This window comes from Streptacidiphilus sp. EB103A, from assembly GCF_041261405.1.
In the GTDB taxonomy this organism is placed as follows: Bacteria; Actinomycetota; Actinomycetes; order Streptomycetales; family Streptomycetaceae; genus Streptacidiphilus.
The window spans coordinates 384781-400429 of the sequence record NZ_JBGCAQ010000003.1 but is presented as its reverse complement, the minus strand read 5'-3'; the positions used below and the strand labels follow the sequence as shown (position 1 = coordinate 400429).

Here is a 15649-nt window from a genome sequence, read left to right as displayed (position 1 = left end):
CCTTTCCGCGGCGGGAAGCGACCCGGCCCCCGTCCGTCAGGACAGCTCCAGCGCCAGGTAGAAGTCCACCCGGTCCTCCAGCTTGGACAGGTCCCGCCCGGTCAGCTCCTCGATCCGGCCGATCCGGTACCGCAGCGTGTTGACGTGCACGTGCAGGGCGGCGGCGCAGCGGGTCCAGGAGCCGTCGTAGCGGAGGAAGGCGCCGAGGGTGCGGACCAGGTCCGCCTGGTGCTCCAGGTCGTAGCCGATCACCCTGTCGAGCAGCCTGCTGCGGAAGGCCCGGCGTACCTCGTCGGGGACGGCCGCGAGCAGCAGCACATGCGAGGCCAGCTCCTCCGGACCGCTGACGCAGATCCGGCCGACCCGGGACGAGGCGATCCGGCGGGCGTGCCGGGCCTCCTCCAGCGCGCCGCGCAGCCCGCCCGCCGAGGCGGCCGGGGCGCTGGCGCCCAGGGTGAGCCGGCCGTCCGCACCGAGCCCGGCCTCCAGCGGCGCCAGCAGCGTCCGCAGCTGCTCCGCCATGGTGCCGCCGTCGGCCGGCTCGGGGACCAGCAGGATCGCGCCGGTCCCGCCGCCGCCGATCAGCGCCCGGTCGTCCGCGCCGGTCAGCGCCTCGACCAGGGCGGCCCTGGCCGCGCCCTCGGGCAGGCCCTGGCCCTCGGCGGAAACCACCACCCAGGAGTCCGGCACCGGGGCGTCCAGGGCGGTCTGCGCCATCGCCAGCGAGGCCTCCAGCGCGCGGCTGAGCTCCTCCGGCGGCGCGTCCCGCTGCAGCAGCGTGATCACCTCGTCGGCCAGCCGGATCCGCAGCCTGCGGCTCTCGTCCCGGCGCTCCCGCTCGGCCGCGGCCAGCCTGGCGAGGTTCTCGGCGAGCTGCTGGCGCTTGGGCGTCCACTCGGTGACATCGCCCTCGACGGCCAGCAGCCACTGCGCCAGCAGCCCGGCGCCCTCGGCGGCGACCGGCAGCACCGAGAACTGCCGCGGGCCGACCCTGGCCCGGACGGACGGTCCCGGACGGCGGCGCTGACCGTCCAGGTGGGCCCGGACCAGTTGGTCCCGTTCGGCCTCGTTGAGCCGGTCGGGTGGTCCGGCGACGACCCGGCCGCTGGGAGTGAGCACCCAGCAGTCCAGGTCCAGATCGCCGCCCAGCAGCTCCAGCACCGCGTCCAGCCCGGCCCCGCCGCTGGCCGAGACCAGTACCCGGTGCCGGTCCACCAGCGCCGACAGGTCGGCGGCCCGGTCCGCCGAGACCTGGCGCACCACGTACTCGGTGAGCTGCGCGAACGCGACGTCCTCGGGCACCGCGAACAGCGGCATCCGGTGCCGCTCGCAGGCCGCGACCAGGTCCTCGGGCACAGGTCCGACCTCTGCCTCGCCCGCCGCGAGCCCGACGGCGCCCGCGGCGGCGAGTCCTCGGACGAACCGCTCCGAGTCCTCGGCGCCGCTGCGCCACAGCATCCCGGTGAGCACCAGCTCCCCGCCCTGCAGGTACCGCCCGGGATCGTGCAGGTCGGTGGTCATCACCCCGGACACCACCCGGTCCAGCTCCTCGCGCCCGGCCAGCAGGCGCAGCCGCGGTGCGGCAGGCGCGAGCAGTGCTCCGATCCGCACGGGGATACCTCCGGGTCAAGGTTGACGTTTTGTGGCAAACACGTTGCCGCACGTTACCCGACCCGACCCGCCAAGCGGCAACCCCGGACGCGCCCAAGGGGCGCGGGGAACTGCGCGACCAGCCACCCACGAAGAGTCAGCCGGTCAACCCACCCCTCACCCGGTGAGCCCCCTCCGCACCAACAACGGCTCGATCTCAGGCCCCCTCCCCCGAAACGCCGCGAACGCCGCCATCGCGTCCTTGCTCCCGCCCACGGCGAGAAGCTCCCTGCGAAAGATCTCCCCGCTCTCCCGGATCGTCTTCCCGTTCTCCTTGAACCACTCCACCGTGTCCGCGTCCAGCACCTCCGACCAGATGTAGCCGTAGTACCCCGCCGCGTACCACCCGCCCGCGAAGATGTGCGCGAAGTACCCGCTGCGGTAGCGCACCGGGATCTCCGGCATGGCGATGCCGTACCGCTCCAGCGCCGCGGCCTCGAACGCCGCGACCTTGCCGGGGTCGGTGCCGGCCGGGAGGGTGTGCCAGGCCCAGTCGAGCAGCGTCGCGGCCAGGTACTCCACGGTCCGGAAGCCCTCGCCGAAGCCCTCGGCCTGCTTCATCCGGGTGACCAGCTCGGCCGGCATCGGCTCGCCCGTAACGTGGTGCCTGGCGTAGTTGGCCAGCACCAGCGGCCAGTCCGCCCACATCTCGTTGACCTGCGAGGGGTACTCGACGAAGTCCTGGGCCACCAGGGTCCCGGAGACCAGCGGGTAGCGGACGTCGGAGAGCAGGCCGTGCAGCGCGTGGCCGAACTCGTGGAACAGCGTGGTGACCTCGTCCCAGCTGAGCAGCGCGGGCTCGCCGGCCGGGGGCTTGACGATGTTCAGGTTGTTCACCACCACCGGCAGCGTGCCCAGCAGGTGGGACTGCAGCACCACCTCGTTCATCCAGGCGCCGCCCCGCTTGGACTCGCGGGCGAACCAGTCGCCGATGAACAGTCCGACCGGGCTGCCGTCGGCGTCCTTGACCTCGAAGACCCGGCTGTCGGGGTGGTGGCCGACCAGGTCGGTGCGCTCGGTGAAGCTGAGCCCGTAGACCTGCTCGGCGGCGAAGAAGGCGCCGTTGCGGATCACCGACTCCAGCTCCAGATAGGGCCGCATCACCGAGGCGTCGACGTCGTAGCGGGCCCTGCGGACCTTCTCGGACCAGTACTTCCAGTCGGCGGCCTCGATCCGCTCGACGCCCGCCTCGGCGGCCAGCGCCTCGGCCTCGCGGCGGGCGTTGGCGACGGCCGGGCCGACCAGTCCGGTCAGCATGGTCTCGACGGCCTCGGTACTGCCGGCCGTCTGGTCGGAGACCACGTACTCGGCGTGGTTGGCGAAGCCCAGCAGGGCGGCGCGCTCGGCGCGGAGCACCACCATCCGCCGGATCAGGTCGGGGTTGGACTCGGCGCCGCGCCCGAGCGAGGCGGCCAGCAGTCGGCGGCGCACCGTGGGATCGTCCAGGGCCGCGAGCTCGGGCTGGTTGCTGAAGCTCTGCAGGCTGAGCACGTATGTGCCGTCGTGCCCCAGCGCACGGCCGTTCTCGGCGGCGGCCGCGACGGCCAGTTCGGGGAGTCCGGCCAGCTCCTCGGCATGGTCCAGGACCAGGGCGGCCGCCCTGGTGTCGGCGAAGACGTTCTGCTCGAAGGCGGTGCCCAGCGAGGCCAGCTCGGCGTTGATCTGCCGCAGCCGGTCCCGCTCGGCCTCGCCGAGCCGGGCGCCGGCCCGGACGAAGCGAGCGTGGTAGCGCTCCAGGACGTGCTCCGACTCCGGATCCAGCCGCAGCTCGGCGCGCTGCTCGTAGAGCGCGTCGATCCTGGCGAAGAGGGCCTGGTCCAGGTTGATCGCATCGCTGTGCTCGGCCAGCCGGGGGCTGATCTCGGCATCCAGGGCCTGCAGGCCCGGGGTGGTGTCGGACGCGGTCTTGTTGGAAAAGGCGAGCGACACCCGGCTCAGCACGGCGCCCGAGCGCTCCAGAGCCTCGATGGTGTTCTCGAAGGTCGGCGGCTCCGGGCTTTCCGCGACAGCGGCGACCTCGGCGAGCTGCTCCGCCATGCCTGCCTCGAAGGCGGGGAGGTAGTGCTCCTCGCGGATCTCGGCGAACGGCGGCAGCTCGAACGGCAGGGGGCTGGGGCTCAGGAAGGGGTTGCTCATCCGCCAGACACTACGCCTCGGGGTGGCAGATCAGCCGCTGAATTCGGGCGCGGGTCCGCCCGGTGACGATCCCGTGAACGGAGGGCCATCGGTTGGAGAAAAGTACAGCGCTTCCGGTGGGTCCGTACCGAGGGGTTCATGCCATCAGTGACTGCCGACGCACCCCTCGGCGCTTGTCTACTGCTCACAACCCCGCACACCTGCAGCAGACCCCCACAGCACGACCCACCGCACGTCTGACGAAGGAGTCACCGCATGGAGTTCCTGCGGCCCGCCACCTGGGACGAGGCACTCGCGGCGAAGGCCGAGAACCCGTCCGCGCTGCCGATCTCCGGCGGCACCGATGTGATGGTCGAGCTCAACTTCGACCGCCACCGCCCCGGCGCCCTGCTCGACCTGAACCGCGTCACCGAGCTCACCGAGTGGGAGTCGGGAACCTACGAGGGCCAGGAGGGCGAGGTGATCCGGCTGGGCGCCGCCGTGCCCTACGCCCGGATCAGCAAGGAGCTGTCCGGACCGCTGCAGGGGCTGGCCATCGCGGGCAACACGGTCGGCTCCCCGCAGATCCGCAACCGGGGCAGCGTGGGCGGCAACCTCGGCGGGGCCTCCCCGGCCGGCGACGCCCACCCCGCCCTGCTGGCGGCCGGCCGGGACGTCTTCGTCGAGGCCGAGTCGGTGCGCGGTACCCGGCTGATCGCGATCGACGACTTCTACGTCGGGGTCAAGCGCAACAGCCTGCAGCCGGACGAGCTGATCCGGGCGGTCCGGATCCCGGTCGCGGATGGACCGCAGCAGTTCTCCAAGATCGGCACCCGCAACGCCATGGTGATCGCGGTCTGCGCGTTCGGCTTCGCGCTGCACCCCAAGAACGAGACAGTCGGCACCGGCATCGGCTCCGCCGCGCCCACCCCGCGCCGCGCCCCCGAGGCCGAGCAGTTCCTCGCCGACGAGCTCGCGGACCGCGGCCTGTGGCAGAGCGGCGGCCTGATCGGCCCGGCCGCCGTCCAGCGCTTCGGTGAGCTGGTCTCCGCCGCCGCCTCCCCCATCGACGACGTGCGCGGCAGCGCGGCCTACCGCCGCCACGCCCTCGCGGTGATGGCCCGGCGGACCCTGACCTGGACCTGGAACGAGTACACGCAGTCCCTGAGGAGCGCAGCAGCATGAGGGTGACCTTCAACGCCAACGGTCGGCCGGTCGAGGCCGACGACGTCTGGGAGGGCGAGAGCCTGCTGTTCATGCTGCGCGAGCGGCTGGGCCTGCCGGGCTCCAAGAACGCCTGTGAGCAGGGCGAGTGCGGCTCCTGCACGGTCTACCTGGACGGCTCCCCGGTCTGCAGCTGCCTGGTCGCGGCCGGCCAGGTGCAGGACCGCGAGGTCCGCACCGTCGAGGGCCTGGCCGACGACGTGAACGGGCTGGACCCGGTGCAGCAGGCGTTCATCGACGCCGGCGCCGTCCAGTGCGGCTTCTGCACCCCCGGGCTGCTGGTGCAGACCCACGACCTGCTGGAGCGCAAGCCGCAGCCCAGCGACAACGACATCCGCGAGGCCCTGTCCGGCAACCTCTGCCGCTGTACCGGCTACGAGAAGATCATGGACGCGGTCCGCCTCGCCTCCGCCCGCAAGTGCAGCAGCGACAGCTCGGAGGTGTCCCAGTGAGTACCAGAACCATCCGTGGTGAGAAGAACCTCCAGGACATCACCACCGCGCACCCGGACGGCATCGGCGGCTCCCCGCTGCGGCCCGACGGCACGCTGAAGGTCAGGGGTGAGTTCGCCTACTCCTCCGACCTCTGGCACGAAGACATGCTGTGGGGCATGGCGCTGCGCTCGCCGCACGCCCACGCGAGGATCCTCTCCATCGACACCACCGAGGCGCTGACCCAGCCCGGCGTCTACGCGGTGATGACCCATGAGGACATCCCCGGCAGCAAGTACTACGGCCTGGAGATCAAGGACCAGCCGGCCCTGGCCTTCGGCAAGGTCCGCTACCACGGCGAGGCCGTCGCCATCGTGGCCGCCGACCACCCGGAGACCGCGCGCCGGGCGCTGGCGAAGATCAGGGTCGAGTACGAGGTGCTCCCGCCGATCACCACCGAGGAGCACTGTCAGAACCCGGAGACCTACGGCTACGTCCACGAGCCGCACGAGTACCGGGGCCACGCCTCCGGCAACGTCGTGCACTCCCAGAAGGTCGTCTCCGGCCTCGGCGTCAACGACGACGTCCGGGCCATGGCCGATGTCGTGGTGGTCGGCGAGTACGAGGTCGGCATGCAGGACCAGGCCTTCCTCGGTCCGGAGTCCGGCCTGGCGGTGCCCGCCGAGGACGGCGGCATCGACCTCTACATCGCCACCCAGTGGCTGCACGTGGACCGCGAGCAGGTCGCCCCGGTGCTCGGGCTGCCCGAGAACAAGGTGCGGCTCACCCTGGCCGGCGTCGGCGGCGCCTTCGGCGGCCGCGAGGACCTGTCCATGCAGATCCACGCCTGCCTGCTGGCGCAGCGCACCGGAAAGCCCGTCAAGATCGTGTACTCCCGCGAGGAGTCCTTCTTCGGGCACGTCCACCGTCACCCGGCGAAGATGCGCTACGAGCACGGCGCCACCCGCGACGGCAGGCTCGTCTACATGGAGGCCCGGATCGTGCTGGACGGCGGCGCCTACGCCTCCGCCTCCCCCGCCGTGGTCGGCAACGCCTCCTCACTGAGCGTGGGCCCGTACGAGGTCCCCAACGTCAATGTGCTGGCCATCGCCTACTACAGCAACAACCCGTCCTGCGGCGCGATGCGCGGCTTCGGCGCCGTCCAGGCCTGCTTCGCCTACGAGACCCAGCTGGACCGGCTGGCCGCGGAGCTGGACATGGACCCGGTGGAGCTGCGCCAGCTGAACGCCGTCTCGCAGGGCTCGCACCTGCCGACCGGTCAGGTCATCGACGCCCCGGCGCCCGTGGCCGAGCTGCTGCAGAAGGTCAAGGACCTGCCGCTGCCGCCTCCGCTGGACACCGAGCACCACCTGGACATCCGCGAGCTACCCGGCGCGCTGTCGAACACCTCGCACGGCGAGGGCATCGTCCGCGGCGTCGGCTACGCGGTGGGCCTGAAGAACGTCGGCTTCTCCGAGGGCTTCGACGACTACTCCACCGCCCGGGTCCGGCTGGAGGTCATCGGCGGCGAGCCGGTCGCCATGGTGCACACCGCGATGGCCGAGGTCGGCCAGGGCGGCGTCACCGTGCACGGCCAGATCGCCCGCACCGAGCTGGGCGTGGAGCGGGTCACCATCCACCCGGCCAACACCGAGGTCGGCTCGGCGGGCTCCACCTCCGCCTCCCGGCAGACCTACATGACCGGCGGCGCGGTGAAGCTGGCCGCCGAGGCGGTCCGTAACGAGCTGTTCAACCTGGGGCGTTCGCGCTACGGCTGGACCTACAACGACCTCTCGCTGATCGGCGGCAAGGTCGTCTCGGCCTCGGCCGGCGTGCTGATCCCGATCGTGGACCTGCTCGGCGACCAGGCGATCGACCTGACCCGCGAGCACCACCACCGGCCCACCGTCCCCTTCGACAAGGAGACCGGGCAGGGCTTCGGCCACGTCCAGTACACCTTCTGCGCGCACCGCGCGGTGGTGGACGTGGACGTGGAGCTGGGCCTGGTGAAGGTGGTCGAACTGGCCGCCGCCCAGGACGTCGGCAAGGCGCTGAACCCGCTGTCGGTGATCGGCCAGATCCAGGGCGGCTCCACCCAGGGCCTGGGCCTGGCCGTGATGGAGGAGATCATCACCAAGGACGGGAAGGTGCGCAATCCCTCCTTCACCGACTACCTGATCCCCACCATCCTGGACACCCCGCCGCAGCCGGTGGAGATCATGGAACTGGCCGATCCCAACGCCCCGTACGGGCTGCGCGGGGTCGGCGAGGCCCCCACCCTCTCCTCCACCCCGGCCATCGTCTCGGCCATCCGCGCCGCGACCGGCCTGGCCCTGAACCGGGTGCCGGTCCGCCCGGAACACATCACCGGGACCTGAGGTCTGAGGTCCCGTCAATGAACCTCCCCGGGGCGGCCGTTCTGTCTTCCCACAGCTCCGCCCCGGGGTTGCACCACCGCAGTACCGAGCCGCAGTACCGAGGTACATGCATGAACCACCAGGCGCACGACCGGATCAGCACCACCGCCCGTACACCGCTCTCGCCGGAGCCGTACGGCCGGACAGCACCACCTGCGAGCCGCACCGTCCCCTGTTCCCCTACCAGATGGGCCACCAGGCCGGCCGCGAGCCCCACCCCAACCCCCTATGAACCTTGGGAGTGGAACCCGTGACCCAGATCCCCACGGAATCCAGAGTTACCGCCGAGACCGACGCGGACGCCACCTCGTCCCCGTCCCCGTCCCAGCCCCCGGCCCCGGCAAGCCCCGCGCCGAAGAACGCGCTGGACGCCTACTTCAGGATCAGCGCCCGTGGCTCGTCCATCGGCAACGAGATCCGCGGCGGCCTCACCACCTTCATGGCGATGGCCTACATCCTGCTGCTGAACCCGATCATCCTCTCGGTGGCGGACGTCAACGGCAACCACCTGAACCACGCCCAGGTCACCACCGCCACCGCCCTGGCGGCGGCAGTCACCACCATCCTGCTCGGCGTGGTCGGCAACGCCCCGCTCGCCGCGGCGGCCGGGCTCAGCGTCTCCAACACCCTCGCCGCCGTGATGGCCCCGCACGTGACCTGGCCGCAGGCGATGGGCCTCTGCGTGATCTACGGCCTGCTGATCGTGGTCATGGTCGTCTCCGGGCTCCGAGAGATGATCATGAACGGCATCCCGTTGGCGATCAAGCACGCGATCACCATCGGCATCGGGCTGTTCATCGCGCTGATCGGCCTGGTCAACGCCGGATTCGTGACCCGCGTCCCGGACTCGGCGCACTCCGAGACCCCGGTCCAGCTCGGCTCCATCGGCAACCTCACCGGGTGGCCGGTCCTGATCTTCGCCATCACGCTGCTGTCGATCTTCGTGCTCCAGGTCCGCAAGGTCCGCGGCGCGATCCTGATCGGCATCGCCATCGGCACCGTGCTCTCGCTGATCCTGCAGGCCGCGCTCAACCTGCCGGCCGGCACCTGGGGCCTGTCCGTGCCCAAGTGGCCCGGCAACCCGGTCTCCGCCCCCGACTTCGGGCTCTTCGGCCACATCGACCTGTTCGGCGCCTTCGGCTCCAACGGCATGGGCGCGCTCAGCGCGGGCTTCGCAGTCTTCACCCTGGTCCTGGCCGGCTTCTTCGACGCGATGGCCACCATCATCGGCATCGGCACCGAGGCCGGGCTGGCTGACCAGCAGGGCCGGATGCCCGGCCTGTCCAAGGCCCTGCTGGTGGACGGCGCCGGCGGCGCGATCGGCGGCCTCGCGGGCGCCTCCGGCCAGACGGTGTTCATCGAGTCCGCCACCGGGGTCGGCGACGGCGCCCGGACCGGCTTCTCCAGCGTGGTCACCGGCGCGGTCTTCGCCTTCATGCTCTTCTTCACCCCGCTGGCGGGCATGGTCCCGGGCCAGGTCGCCGCGGCCGCCCTGGTCGTGATCGGCTCGATGATGCTCAGCCAGGCCCGCCACATCGACTGGAGCGACCGCGAGGTGGCCGTCCCGGCCTTCCTCACCATCGCGCTGATGCCGTTCACCTACTCCATCACCGCGGGTGTCGGGGCCGGCGTCATCTCCTACGTCGTCATCAAGGCCAGCGCGGGCAAGTGGCGCGAGCCCGGCCTCCTGATGTGGTCGCTCTCGCTGGTGTTCGTCGTCTTCTTCGCCCTGCACCCGCTCAAGGCCTGGCTCGGCATCCACTAGCCGGTCCCCCTCTCCCTCCGTCCGCTCTCTCCATCCCCTCTACGTTTCGAAGGAGCCACCCATGCAGGACATCGCCGAGCAGGTCAACGCCTGGCACGCAGCGGGTCGCTCCTTCGCCGTGGCCACCGTGGTGTCCGTCTCCGGGAGCGCCCCGCGCGACCCGGGGGCGGCCCTGGCCGTGGACACCGACGGCGAGGCCGTCGGCAGCGTGTCGGGGGGATGCGTGGAGGGGGCGGTCTACGAGCTGTGCCAGTCGGCACTGGAGTCCGGGAAGCCGGAGCTGCACCGCTTCGGCTTCTCGGACGAGGACGCCTTCGCGGTCGGACTGACCTGCGGCGGCATCATCGACGTCTTCGTCCAGCCGGTCGTCCCCGGCGCCTCGGACGGGCTGGACGCGGCGCTCGCCCACATCCACTCGGGCACCCCGGTCGCCCTGGTCCGCGCCATCGCCGGACCGGCCGCCCTGATCGGCTCCGCCCTGGCCGTCACCGCCGACACCCACCACGGCACCCTCGGCCGGCACCCAGGGCTGGACCCGGCCGGCCTGGAGCGAGCCGCCGCCACGCACAGCCGGGCCATGCTGGACGCCGGGCGCACCGGGCAGTTCACCCTCGCGCTGGACGGCCGCCCGTGCACCCCCGACGCCACCTCCGCGGAGACCGACGCCGACTCCTCCTTCGCCTTCGCCTCCGCCTCCGAACGGACCGTCACCTTCTTCGTCGAGTCGCATGTCCCCGCCCCCCGCATGATCGTCTTCGGGGCCATCGACTTCGCCGCCGCCGTCGCCCGGATCGGCGGCTTCCTCGGCTACCACGTCACCGTCTGCGACGCCCGCCCGGTCTTCGCCACCGCGCGCCGCTTCCCCACCGCCGACGCCGTTGTCGTCGACTGGCCGCACCGCTACCTCGACGCCGAGGTCGCCGCCGGACGGGTGGACGGCCGAACCGCGCTCTGCGTACTGACGCATGACGCCAAGTTCGACATCCCGCTGCTGGAGCGCGCGCTGCGTCTGCCACTGGGCTTCGTCGGCGCGATGGGGTCGCGCCGCACCCACCTGGAGCGCCTGGAACGGCTGCGCGCGGTCGGGCTCACCGAGCTGGAGCTCTCCCGGCTGCGCTCCCCCATCGGCCTGGACCTGGGCGCCCGCACCCCGGAGGAGACCGCCGTCGCCGTCGCCGCCGAGATCGTCGCCCACCGCCGCGGCGGCACCTGCCTCCCGCTCAGCAGCCACGGCGGCCCGATCCACCACGACCACCCGCTGCGGGTGAGCGACCTGCCGCGCCGAATCGCCTGAACCCTTCGAACCCTTTGAACCCGTCGGCGCTCGGCCTGGTGGATGACTTATGCTTCCCAGGCGGGCCGTAACTGGCGCTTGGGTGGACGACCACCGGGGAGCGACCCGCCTTCAGAGCGAAGCCGCGCGCCTGGGCACTCCCTTCCGACCCCGGGATCCGCCCATGTCCGCCCAGCTCATGTCCGGCACCGCCATCGCCCAGGAGATCGTCGAACGCTGCGCCCAGCGGGCGCGAGCGCTGTTCGAAACGCGCGGCGTACGGCCCAGCCTCGCCACCGTCCTCGTCGGGGACGACCCGGCATCGGTCACCTACGTCACCATGAAGCGCAACCGCAGCGCCAAGGCCGGCATCGACTCCCGCCTGGTCCGCCTGCCCGCCGAGACGACGACGGAGGAACTGGTCAGCGCGGTGCGAGCGCTGTCCGACGACCCCGACGTGCACGGCATCCTGCTCCAGCACCCCGTCCCCGCGCACATCGACGAGCGGGCCGCCTTCGAGGCCATCGACCCGGCCAAGGACGTCGACGGCGTCACCATGCACTCCTTCGCCGCCATGGCCTTCGGCGACCCCGGCTTCGCCTCCGCCACCCCCGGCGGCATCATCCGGCTCCTCGAAGCCTACGGCGTCGAACTGACCGGCCGTCAGGCCGTCGTGGTCGGCCGCAGCCCGATCCTCGGCAAGCCCATGGGCATGCTGCTGCTCGCCCGCGACGCCACCGTCACCTACTGCCACTCCCGAACGGTCGACCTCGCCTCGCACGTGGCCGCCGCCGACATCGTGGTCGCCGCCGTCGGCAAGCCCGAGTTCATCAAGGGCTACGACATCAAGCCCGGCGCCGTCGTCATCGACGCCGGCTACAACCCCGGCAACATCGGCGACGTCGACTTCGCCGGCGCGATGGAACGCGCCGCCCTGGTCACCCCGGTCCCGGGCGGCGTCGGCCCGATGACGATCGCGGTCCTGCTGGAACAGACGGTGGACGCGGCGGAGCGGGGGTAAGGGGGGTCGGGGGAGGCGGGGCGTCTTCGCTGGTCGGCGGCAGCTGTAGGTGGCTTACATGGCGCCACCGTTGCCGCCCACCCCCGCCCGTGGCTTGTTGCTGTTGCTCGGCTCCGCCTCGCGGCAACCAGGGCGGGGAGGGGTGCGGGTCCTCGCCGTTGCCGGGCGGCGGAAACGGTAGGTGGCTTACATGGCGCCACCATTGCCGAGTGACACGCCCGTGGCTTGTTGCTGTAGCTCGCTTCGCTCGCGGCGACAAGGCCAGGGAGGGGGTGCGCGTTCTCGCCGTTGCCGGGCGGCGGGGCGGTTGGTGGCGGGGCGTGCAGAAACGATCCTGCTCGTTGGCTTGGCCGGTTTGGGGTCACTGCCCATGCTTTTGGGTCACTCGTCCGACGGATCCCGCCCGCTATGTCCGCTTTTGACGTCGAGGGAGTGACCCGAACGTATAGGCAGTGACCCGAAAAGCCCGGCCCGAGGGCAAACCCGGGTCACTTTCGGGACAAGGTGTCATTTGATCATGCAGAAATGCCCCATTTACCCTGATCCTGGCGTACCAAAAGTGCCCCCGCGTCCCAAAAGTGCCCCCGGTTCGACCGGACCCCGCCCGCAGAACCGTTTCTGCACGCCCCACCCGCGACCCCCAGCCCGGGAACGGCGCCCGGCCCCGACCCGGCTCCCCCGCTGCAGTTGGCCCGCGAGCGAAGCGAGCAACAGCAACAAGCCACGGGCGCGCCACCCGGCAACGAACCCGCCATGTAAGCCACCTACAGCTGCCGCCAACTACCGGCTAGGCCGCACCACCTCCCCGCCCCCATTAGTTCAACTTGTAACGTGTCATGTCCCCCCACCTGTTCGTATTTAGGTCACTTTGACTTCACACCTTGAAGGCATATTCTGCGTTGGTTGACTAAAGCCTTCAAGTCCGGCAAGGATGCCGGGCGCCAAGGAGCCCCACAGTGACCAGCACAGCCTTGCCCACGTCCCCCAGCTCTCCCGCGTCCCCGCGGACCGCCGGTGACAACCTGGGCCATGTCATCTTCATCACTGCCGCCGCTGCCATGGGCGGCTTCCTCTTCGGGTACGACAGCTCCGTCATCAACGGGGCCACCGGTGCGATCCAGAGCAAGTACGGCATCGGGTCCGCCGAGCTGGCGCAGGTCGTCGCCATCGCGCTGATCGGCTGTGCGATCGGCGCGGCCGTGGCCGGGCGGGTCGCGGACCGGATCGGGCGCATCCGCGTCATGCAGATCGCCGCCGTCCTGTTCACGGTGAGTGCCGTCGGCTCGGCGCTCTCCTTCGCCGTGTGGGACCTCGCGCTGTGGCGCGTCATCGGTGGGTTCGGCATCGGGATGGCGTCCGTGATCGGCCCGGCCTACATAGCCGAGGTCGCACCGCCGGCCTACCGGGGCCGGTTGGCCTCGTTCCAGCAGGCGGCGATCGTCATCGGCATCGCCATCTCCCAGCTCGTCAACTGGGGCCTGCTCAACGCCGCCGGCGGCAGCGACCGCGGCCACCTGCTCGGGGTGGAGGCCTGGCAGGTCATGCTCGGCGTGATGGTCATCCCCGCCGTGGTCTACGGGCTGCTGTCCTTCGCCATCCCCGAGTCCCCGCGCTTCCTGATCTCCGTCGGGAAGACCGACCGCGCCAAGGCCGTCATCGCCGAGGTCGAGGGCGACGGCCTGGACCTGGACGCCCGGGTCGCCGAGATCCGTGCCGGGATGCAGTCCGAGCACAGGTCCACCTTCAAGGATCTGCTCGGCGCCCGCTTCGGCTTCAAGCCGATCGTCTGGGTCGGCATCGGCCTGGCCGTGTTCCAGCAGCTGGTCGGCATCAACGTCGCCTTCTACTACTCGAACACGCTGTGGCAGTCGGTCGGCATCGACCCGAGCTCGTCCTTCCTCTACTCGTTCACCACCTCGATCGTGAACATCATCGGCACGGTCGTCGCGATGATCCTGGTCGACCGGATCGGGCGCCGGGCGCTCGCCCTGATCGGCTCCTGCGGCATGGCCGTCTCGCTGGCGTTTGAAGCCTGGGCGTTCTCGGCCAAGACCGGGACGACGCTGCCGCACGCGCAGGGCATGGTCGCGCTGATCGCGGCCCATGCGTTCGTGTTCTTCTTCGCGATGTCCTGGGGCGTCGTGGTCTGGGTCATGCTCGGCGAGATGTTCCCCAACCGCATCCGCGCTGCCGCGCTGGGCGTCGGCGCAGCGGCCAACTGGATCGCCAACTGGGCGATCACCGCGACTTTCCCGAGCCTCGCGGGCTGGAACCTGACCACGACCTACGTCATCTACACGGTGTTCGCCGCGCTCTCGATCCCCTTCGTGGCCAAGTTCGTCAAGGAGACCAAGGGCAAGCGGCTCGAGGACATGGTCGGCTGAGCAGCAGTCAGCGGCAGGTCAGCCACCACTGGCCGATGGTGTGGTACTTGCGGTCGAAGTCCCGGTCACCGAGGAAGCCGCCGATCGGCGCTCCCAGCCGCACGCGTCTGCCCTTGACCCGGTGGACCATTATCTGCTTGGCGCCGAGCAGCTCGCGGATGGTGAAGCCCTCGATCTCGCTCCAGGGGATGGTCCGGTGACCCCCTATCCGCTCGACGACCAAGGCGTCTCGCGTGAGACTGACTGCCCTGGTGCCGTTCACGACGAACCCGACCAAGCCGACCACCGGGACCCCGATGGCCGGCGCGAAGAAAGCCGCCGGGTGAGCCACGACGGTGAACAGAGAACCGGAGGCGAGGCCCCCGAACAGCATGCCGATCGGTACGAACAGCAGGCCCAGCAACAGCTGCCGGAGCGGCTGCCGGAAGCGGATCGACTCCACCGAACCGTCGACTGCCGCCCCCCGTATGGTGACGCCGTCCTTCCAGCTCATGCCTGTTCTGCTCCCGCCCCGACCGCTGATGATCGCCGAAGCATGACATCCCGGCCCCGGTCTGTCGAGCAGTGGTCCGAGGGCGTTCAGATGCCGCCGATGCCGGCGATGCTGCTGCTGGAGTCGCCCGGCGAGGTGTGCGACAGCGAGGCGTAGCCGCCGCGCTTCTTCGGGCTGGCTGTGCGGAGCTGTACCACCGCGTCGCGGACCTGGCGGAGGACGGTGCGGACGGCGGTGTCCGGGGCGGCGAGTGCGTCCGGGGCTGCGGTGGCCGGCAAGGCCTCGCTCAGGGAGCGGGTGGTGTCGGCGATGGACTCGCGGAGCTCCTCGTGTTCCGGGCCCGGGAAGAGGAGCGGGGTGAGGCCGGCGCGGTGGGCCAGTGCGGCGAAGGGCTCGTCCTCGATCCTGAGCAGCGACAGCCGGGCGATCAGCTCCTCCCGCTCGGACGGGTCGGTGAGGGCGATGCGCGAGGTGGGGATCAGGCCGAGGCGGCGGCCGCGCTGCGGGGCTATCGCGCCCTCGTTCTCCAGCAGGGCCCGGTAGCTGTCCCGGAGCCCCGGTGCATGGCGCTTGATCCAGGCCTGGATGACCTTGGGTTCGGGGATGAGCTTGATCACCGCGATCGCGCGGTCGAACTGCGGGTCTCCGGTGTGCGGCTCGGTCTGGGTCCGGCCGAGGACGGCCAGGTTGGCGCCGTGGATGCCGAGCCGCCCCGCCTCCAGCAGATCGAGGAGTTCCGCTCCGGCCAGGGCGCAGCCCAGCTCCGGTCCGCCGCCCAGTTCGCCGGTTCGGTCGTCCCAGGCCAGCAGTGCGAGTTCTCGTCCGCGTGTCATGCGTTCAACGTATGTCGCTGTGACTCCTACGGACAGGCCTGCG

At 71.1% G+C, this 15649-nt stretch carries 11 protein-coding genes and 1 riboswitch; of the genes, 7 read left to right on the top strand and 4 right to left on the bottom strand.

What is annotated here, in order from left to right:
• Positions 1-36 precede the first annotated feature (36 nt).
• Both ABH941_RS06955 and ABH941_RS06950 read right to left on the bottom strand, forming a co-directional pair.
• Positions 37-1611 (bottom strand): PucR family transcriptional regulator, encoded by a 1575-nt coding sequence (locus ABH941_RS06955; RefSeq protein ID WP_370127699.1) that lies wholly within the window; start codon positions 1609-1611, stop codon positions 37-39.
• A 156-nt stretch (positions 1612-1767) separates the two neighbouring features.
• The gene (locus tag ABH941_RS06950; protein ID WP_370127698.1) at positions 1768-3786 is read right to left on the bottom strand and encodes a M3 family metallopeptidase; all 2019 of its coding nucleotides are present in this window, start codon (positions 3784-3786) and stop codon (positions 1768-1770) included.
• A gap of 255 nt (positions 3787-4041) precedes the next feature.
• On the opposite strand from ABH941_RS06950, the gene ABH941_RS06945 reads away from it, so the two are divergent.
• From ABH941_RS06945 to ABH941_RS06915, 7 genes are all read left to right on the top strand, one after another.
• Positions 4042-4950 (top strand): xanthine dehydrogenase family protein subunit M, encoded by a 909-nt coding sequence (locus tag ABH941_RS06945; protein WP_370127697.1) that lies wholly within the window; start codon positions 4042-4044, stop codon positions 4948-4950.
• Positions 4947-5441 carry a (2Fe-2S)-binding protein gene (locus tag ABH941_RS06940; protein ID WP_370127695.1) on the top strand — a complete coding sequence of 165 codons (495 nt, stop codon included), beginning with the start codon at positions 4947-4949 and terminating at the stop codon, positions 5439-5441. Before ABH941_RS06945 ends, ABH941_RS06940 begins: the two co-directional genes overlap by 4 nt.
• A gap of 11 nt (positions 5442-5452) precedes the next feature.
• Positions 5453-7798: a xanthine dehydrogenase subunit D gene (pucD, locus tag ABH941_RS06935; RefSeq protein WP_370127762.1), complete on the top strand. Its 2346-nt coding sequence runs from the start codon at positions 5453-5455 to the stop codon at positions 7796-7798.
• 289 nt (positions 7799-8087) lie between these two features.
• Complete coding sequence (locus ABH941_RS06930) at positions 8088-9602, top strand: NCS2 family permease (protein ID WP_370127694.1); 1515 nt, start codon at positions 8088-8090, stop codon at positions 9600-9602.
• Between the two features lie 61 nt (positions 9603-9663).
• The gene (locus tag ABH941_RS06925) at positions 9664-10896 is read left to right on the top strand and encodes an XdhC family protein (protein WP_370127693.1); all 1233 of its coding nucleotides are present in this window, start codon (positions 9664-9666) and stop codon (positions 10894-10896) included.
• A 57-nt stretch (positions 10897-10953) separates the two neighbouring features.
• Positions 10954-11039, top strand: a riboswitch (ZMP/ZTP riboswitch).
• 20 nt (positions 11040-11059) lie between these two features.
• Complete coding sequence (locus ABH941_RS06920) at positions 11060-11896, top strand: bifunctional 5,10-methylenetetrahydrofolate dehydrogenase/5,10-methenyltetrahydrofolate cyclohydrolase (protein WP_370127692.1); 837 nt, start codon at positions 11060-11062, stop codon at positions 11894-11896.
• Between the two features lie 956 nt (positions 11897-12852).
• Complete coding sequence (locus ABH941_RS06915; protein WP_370127691.1) at positions 12853-14280, top strand: sugar porter family MFS transporter; 1428 nt, start codon at positions 12853-12855, stop codon at positions 14278-14280.
• A 7-nt stretch (positions 14281-14287) separates the two neighbouring features.
• Here the strand turns inward: ABH941_RS06915 and ABH941_RS06910 are convergent, their stop codons facing one another.
• Together ABH941_RS06910 and ABH941_RS06905 are read right to left on the bottom strand one after the other, a co-directional pair.
• The gene (locus ABH941_RS06910; protein ID WP_370127690.1) at positions 14288-14773 is read right to left on the bottom strand and encodes a hypothetical protein; all 486 of its coding nucleotides are present in this window, start codon (positions 14771-14773) and stop codon (positions 14288-14290) included.
• Positions 14774-14859: 86 nt separating this feature from the next.
• Positions 14860-15606, bottom strand: coding sequence for a GPP34 family phosphoprotein (locus ABH941_RS06905; protein WP_370127689.1), 747 nt, complete (start codon positions 15604-15606; stop codon positions 14860-14862).
• Between the last annotated feature and the right edge of the window lie 43 nt (positions 15607-15649).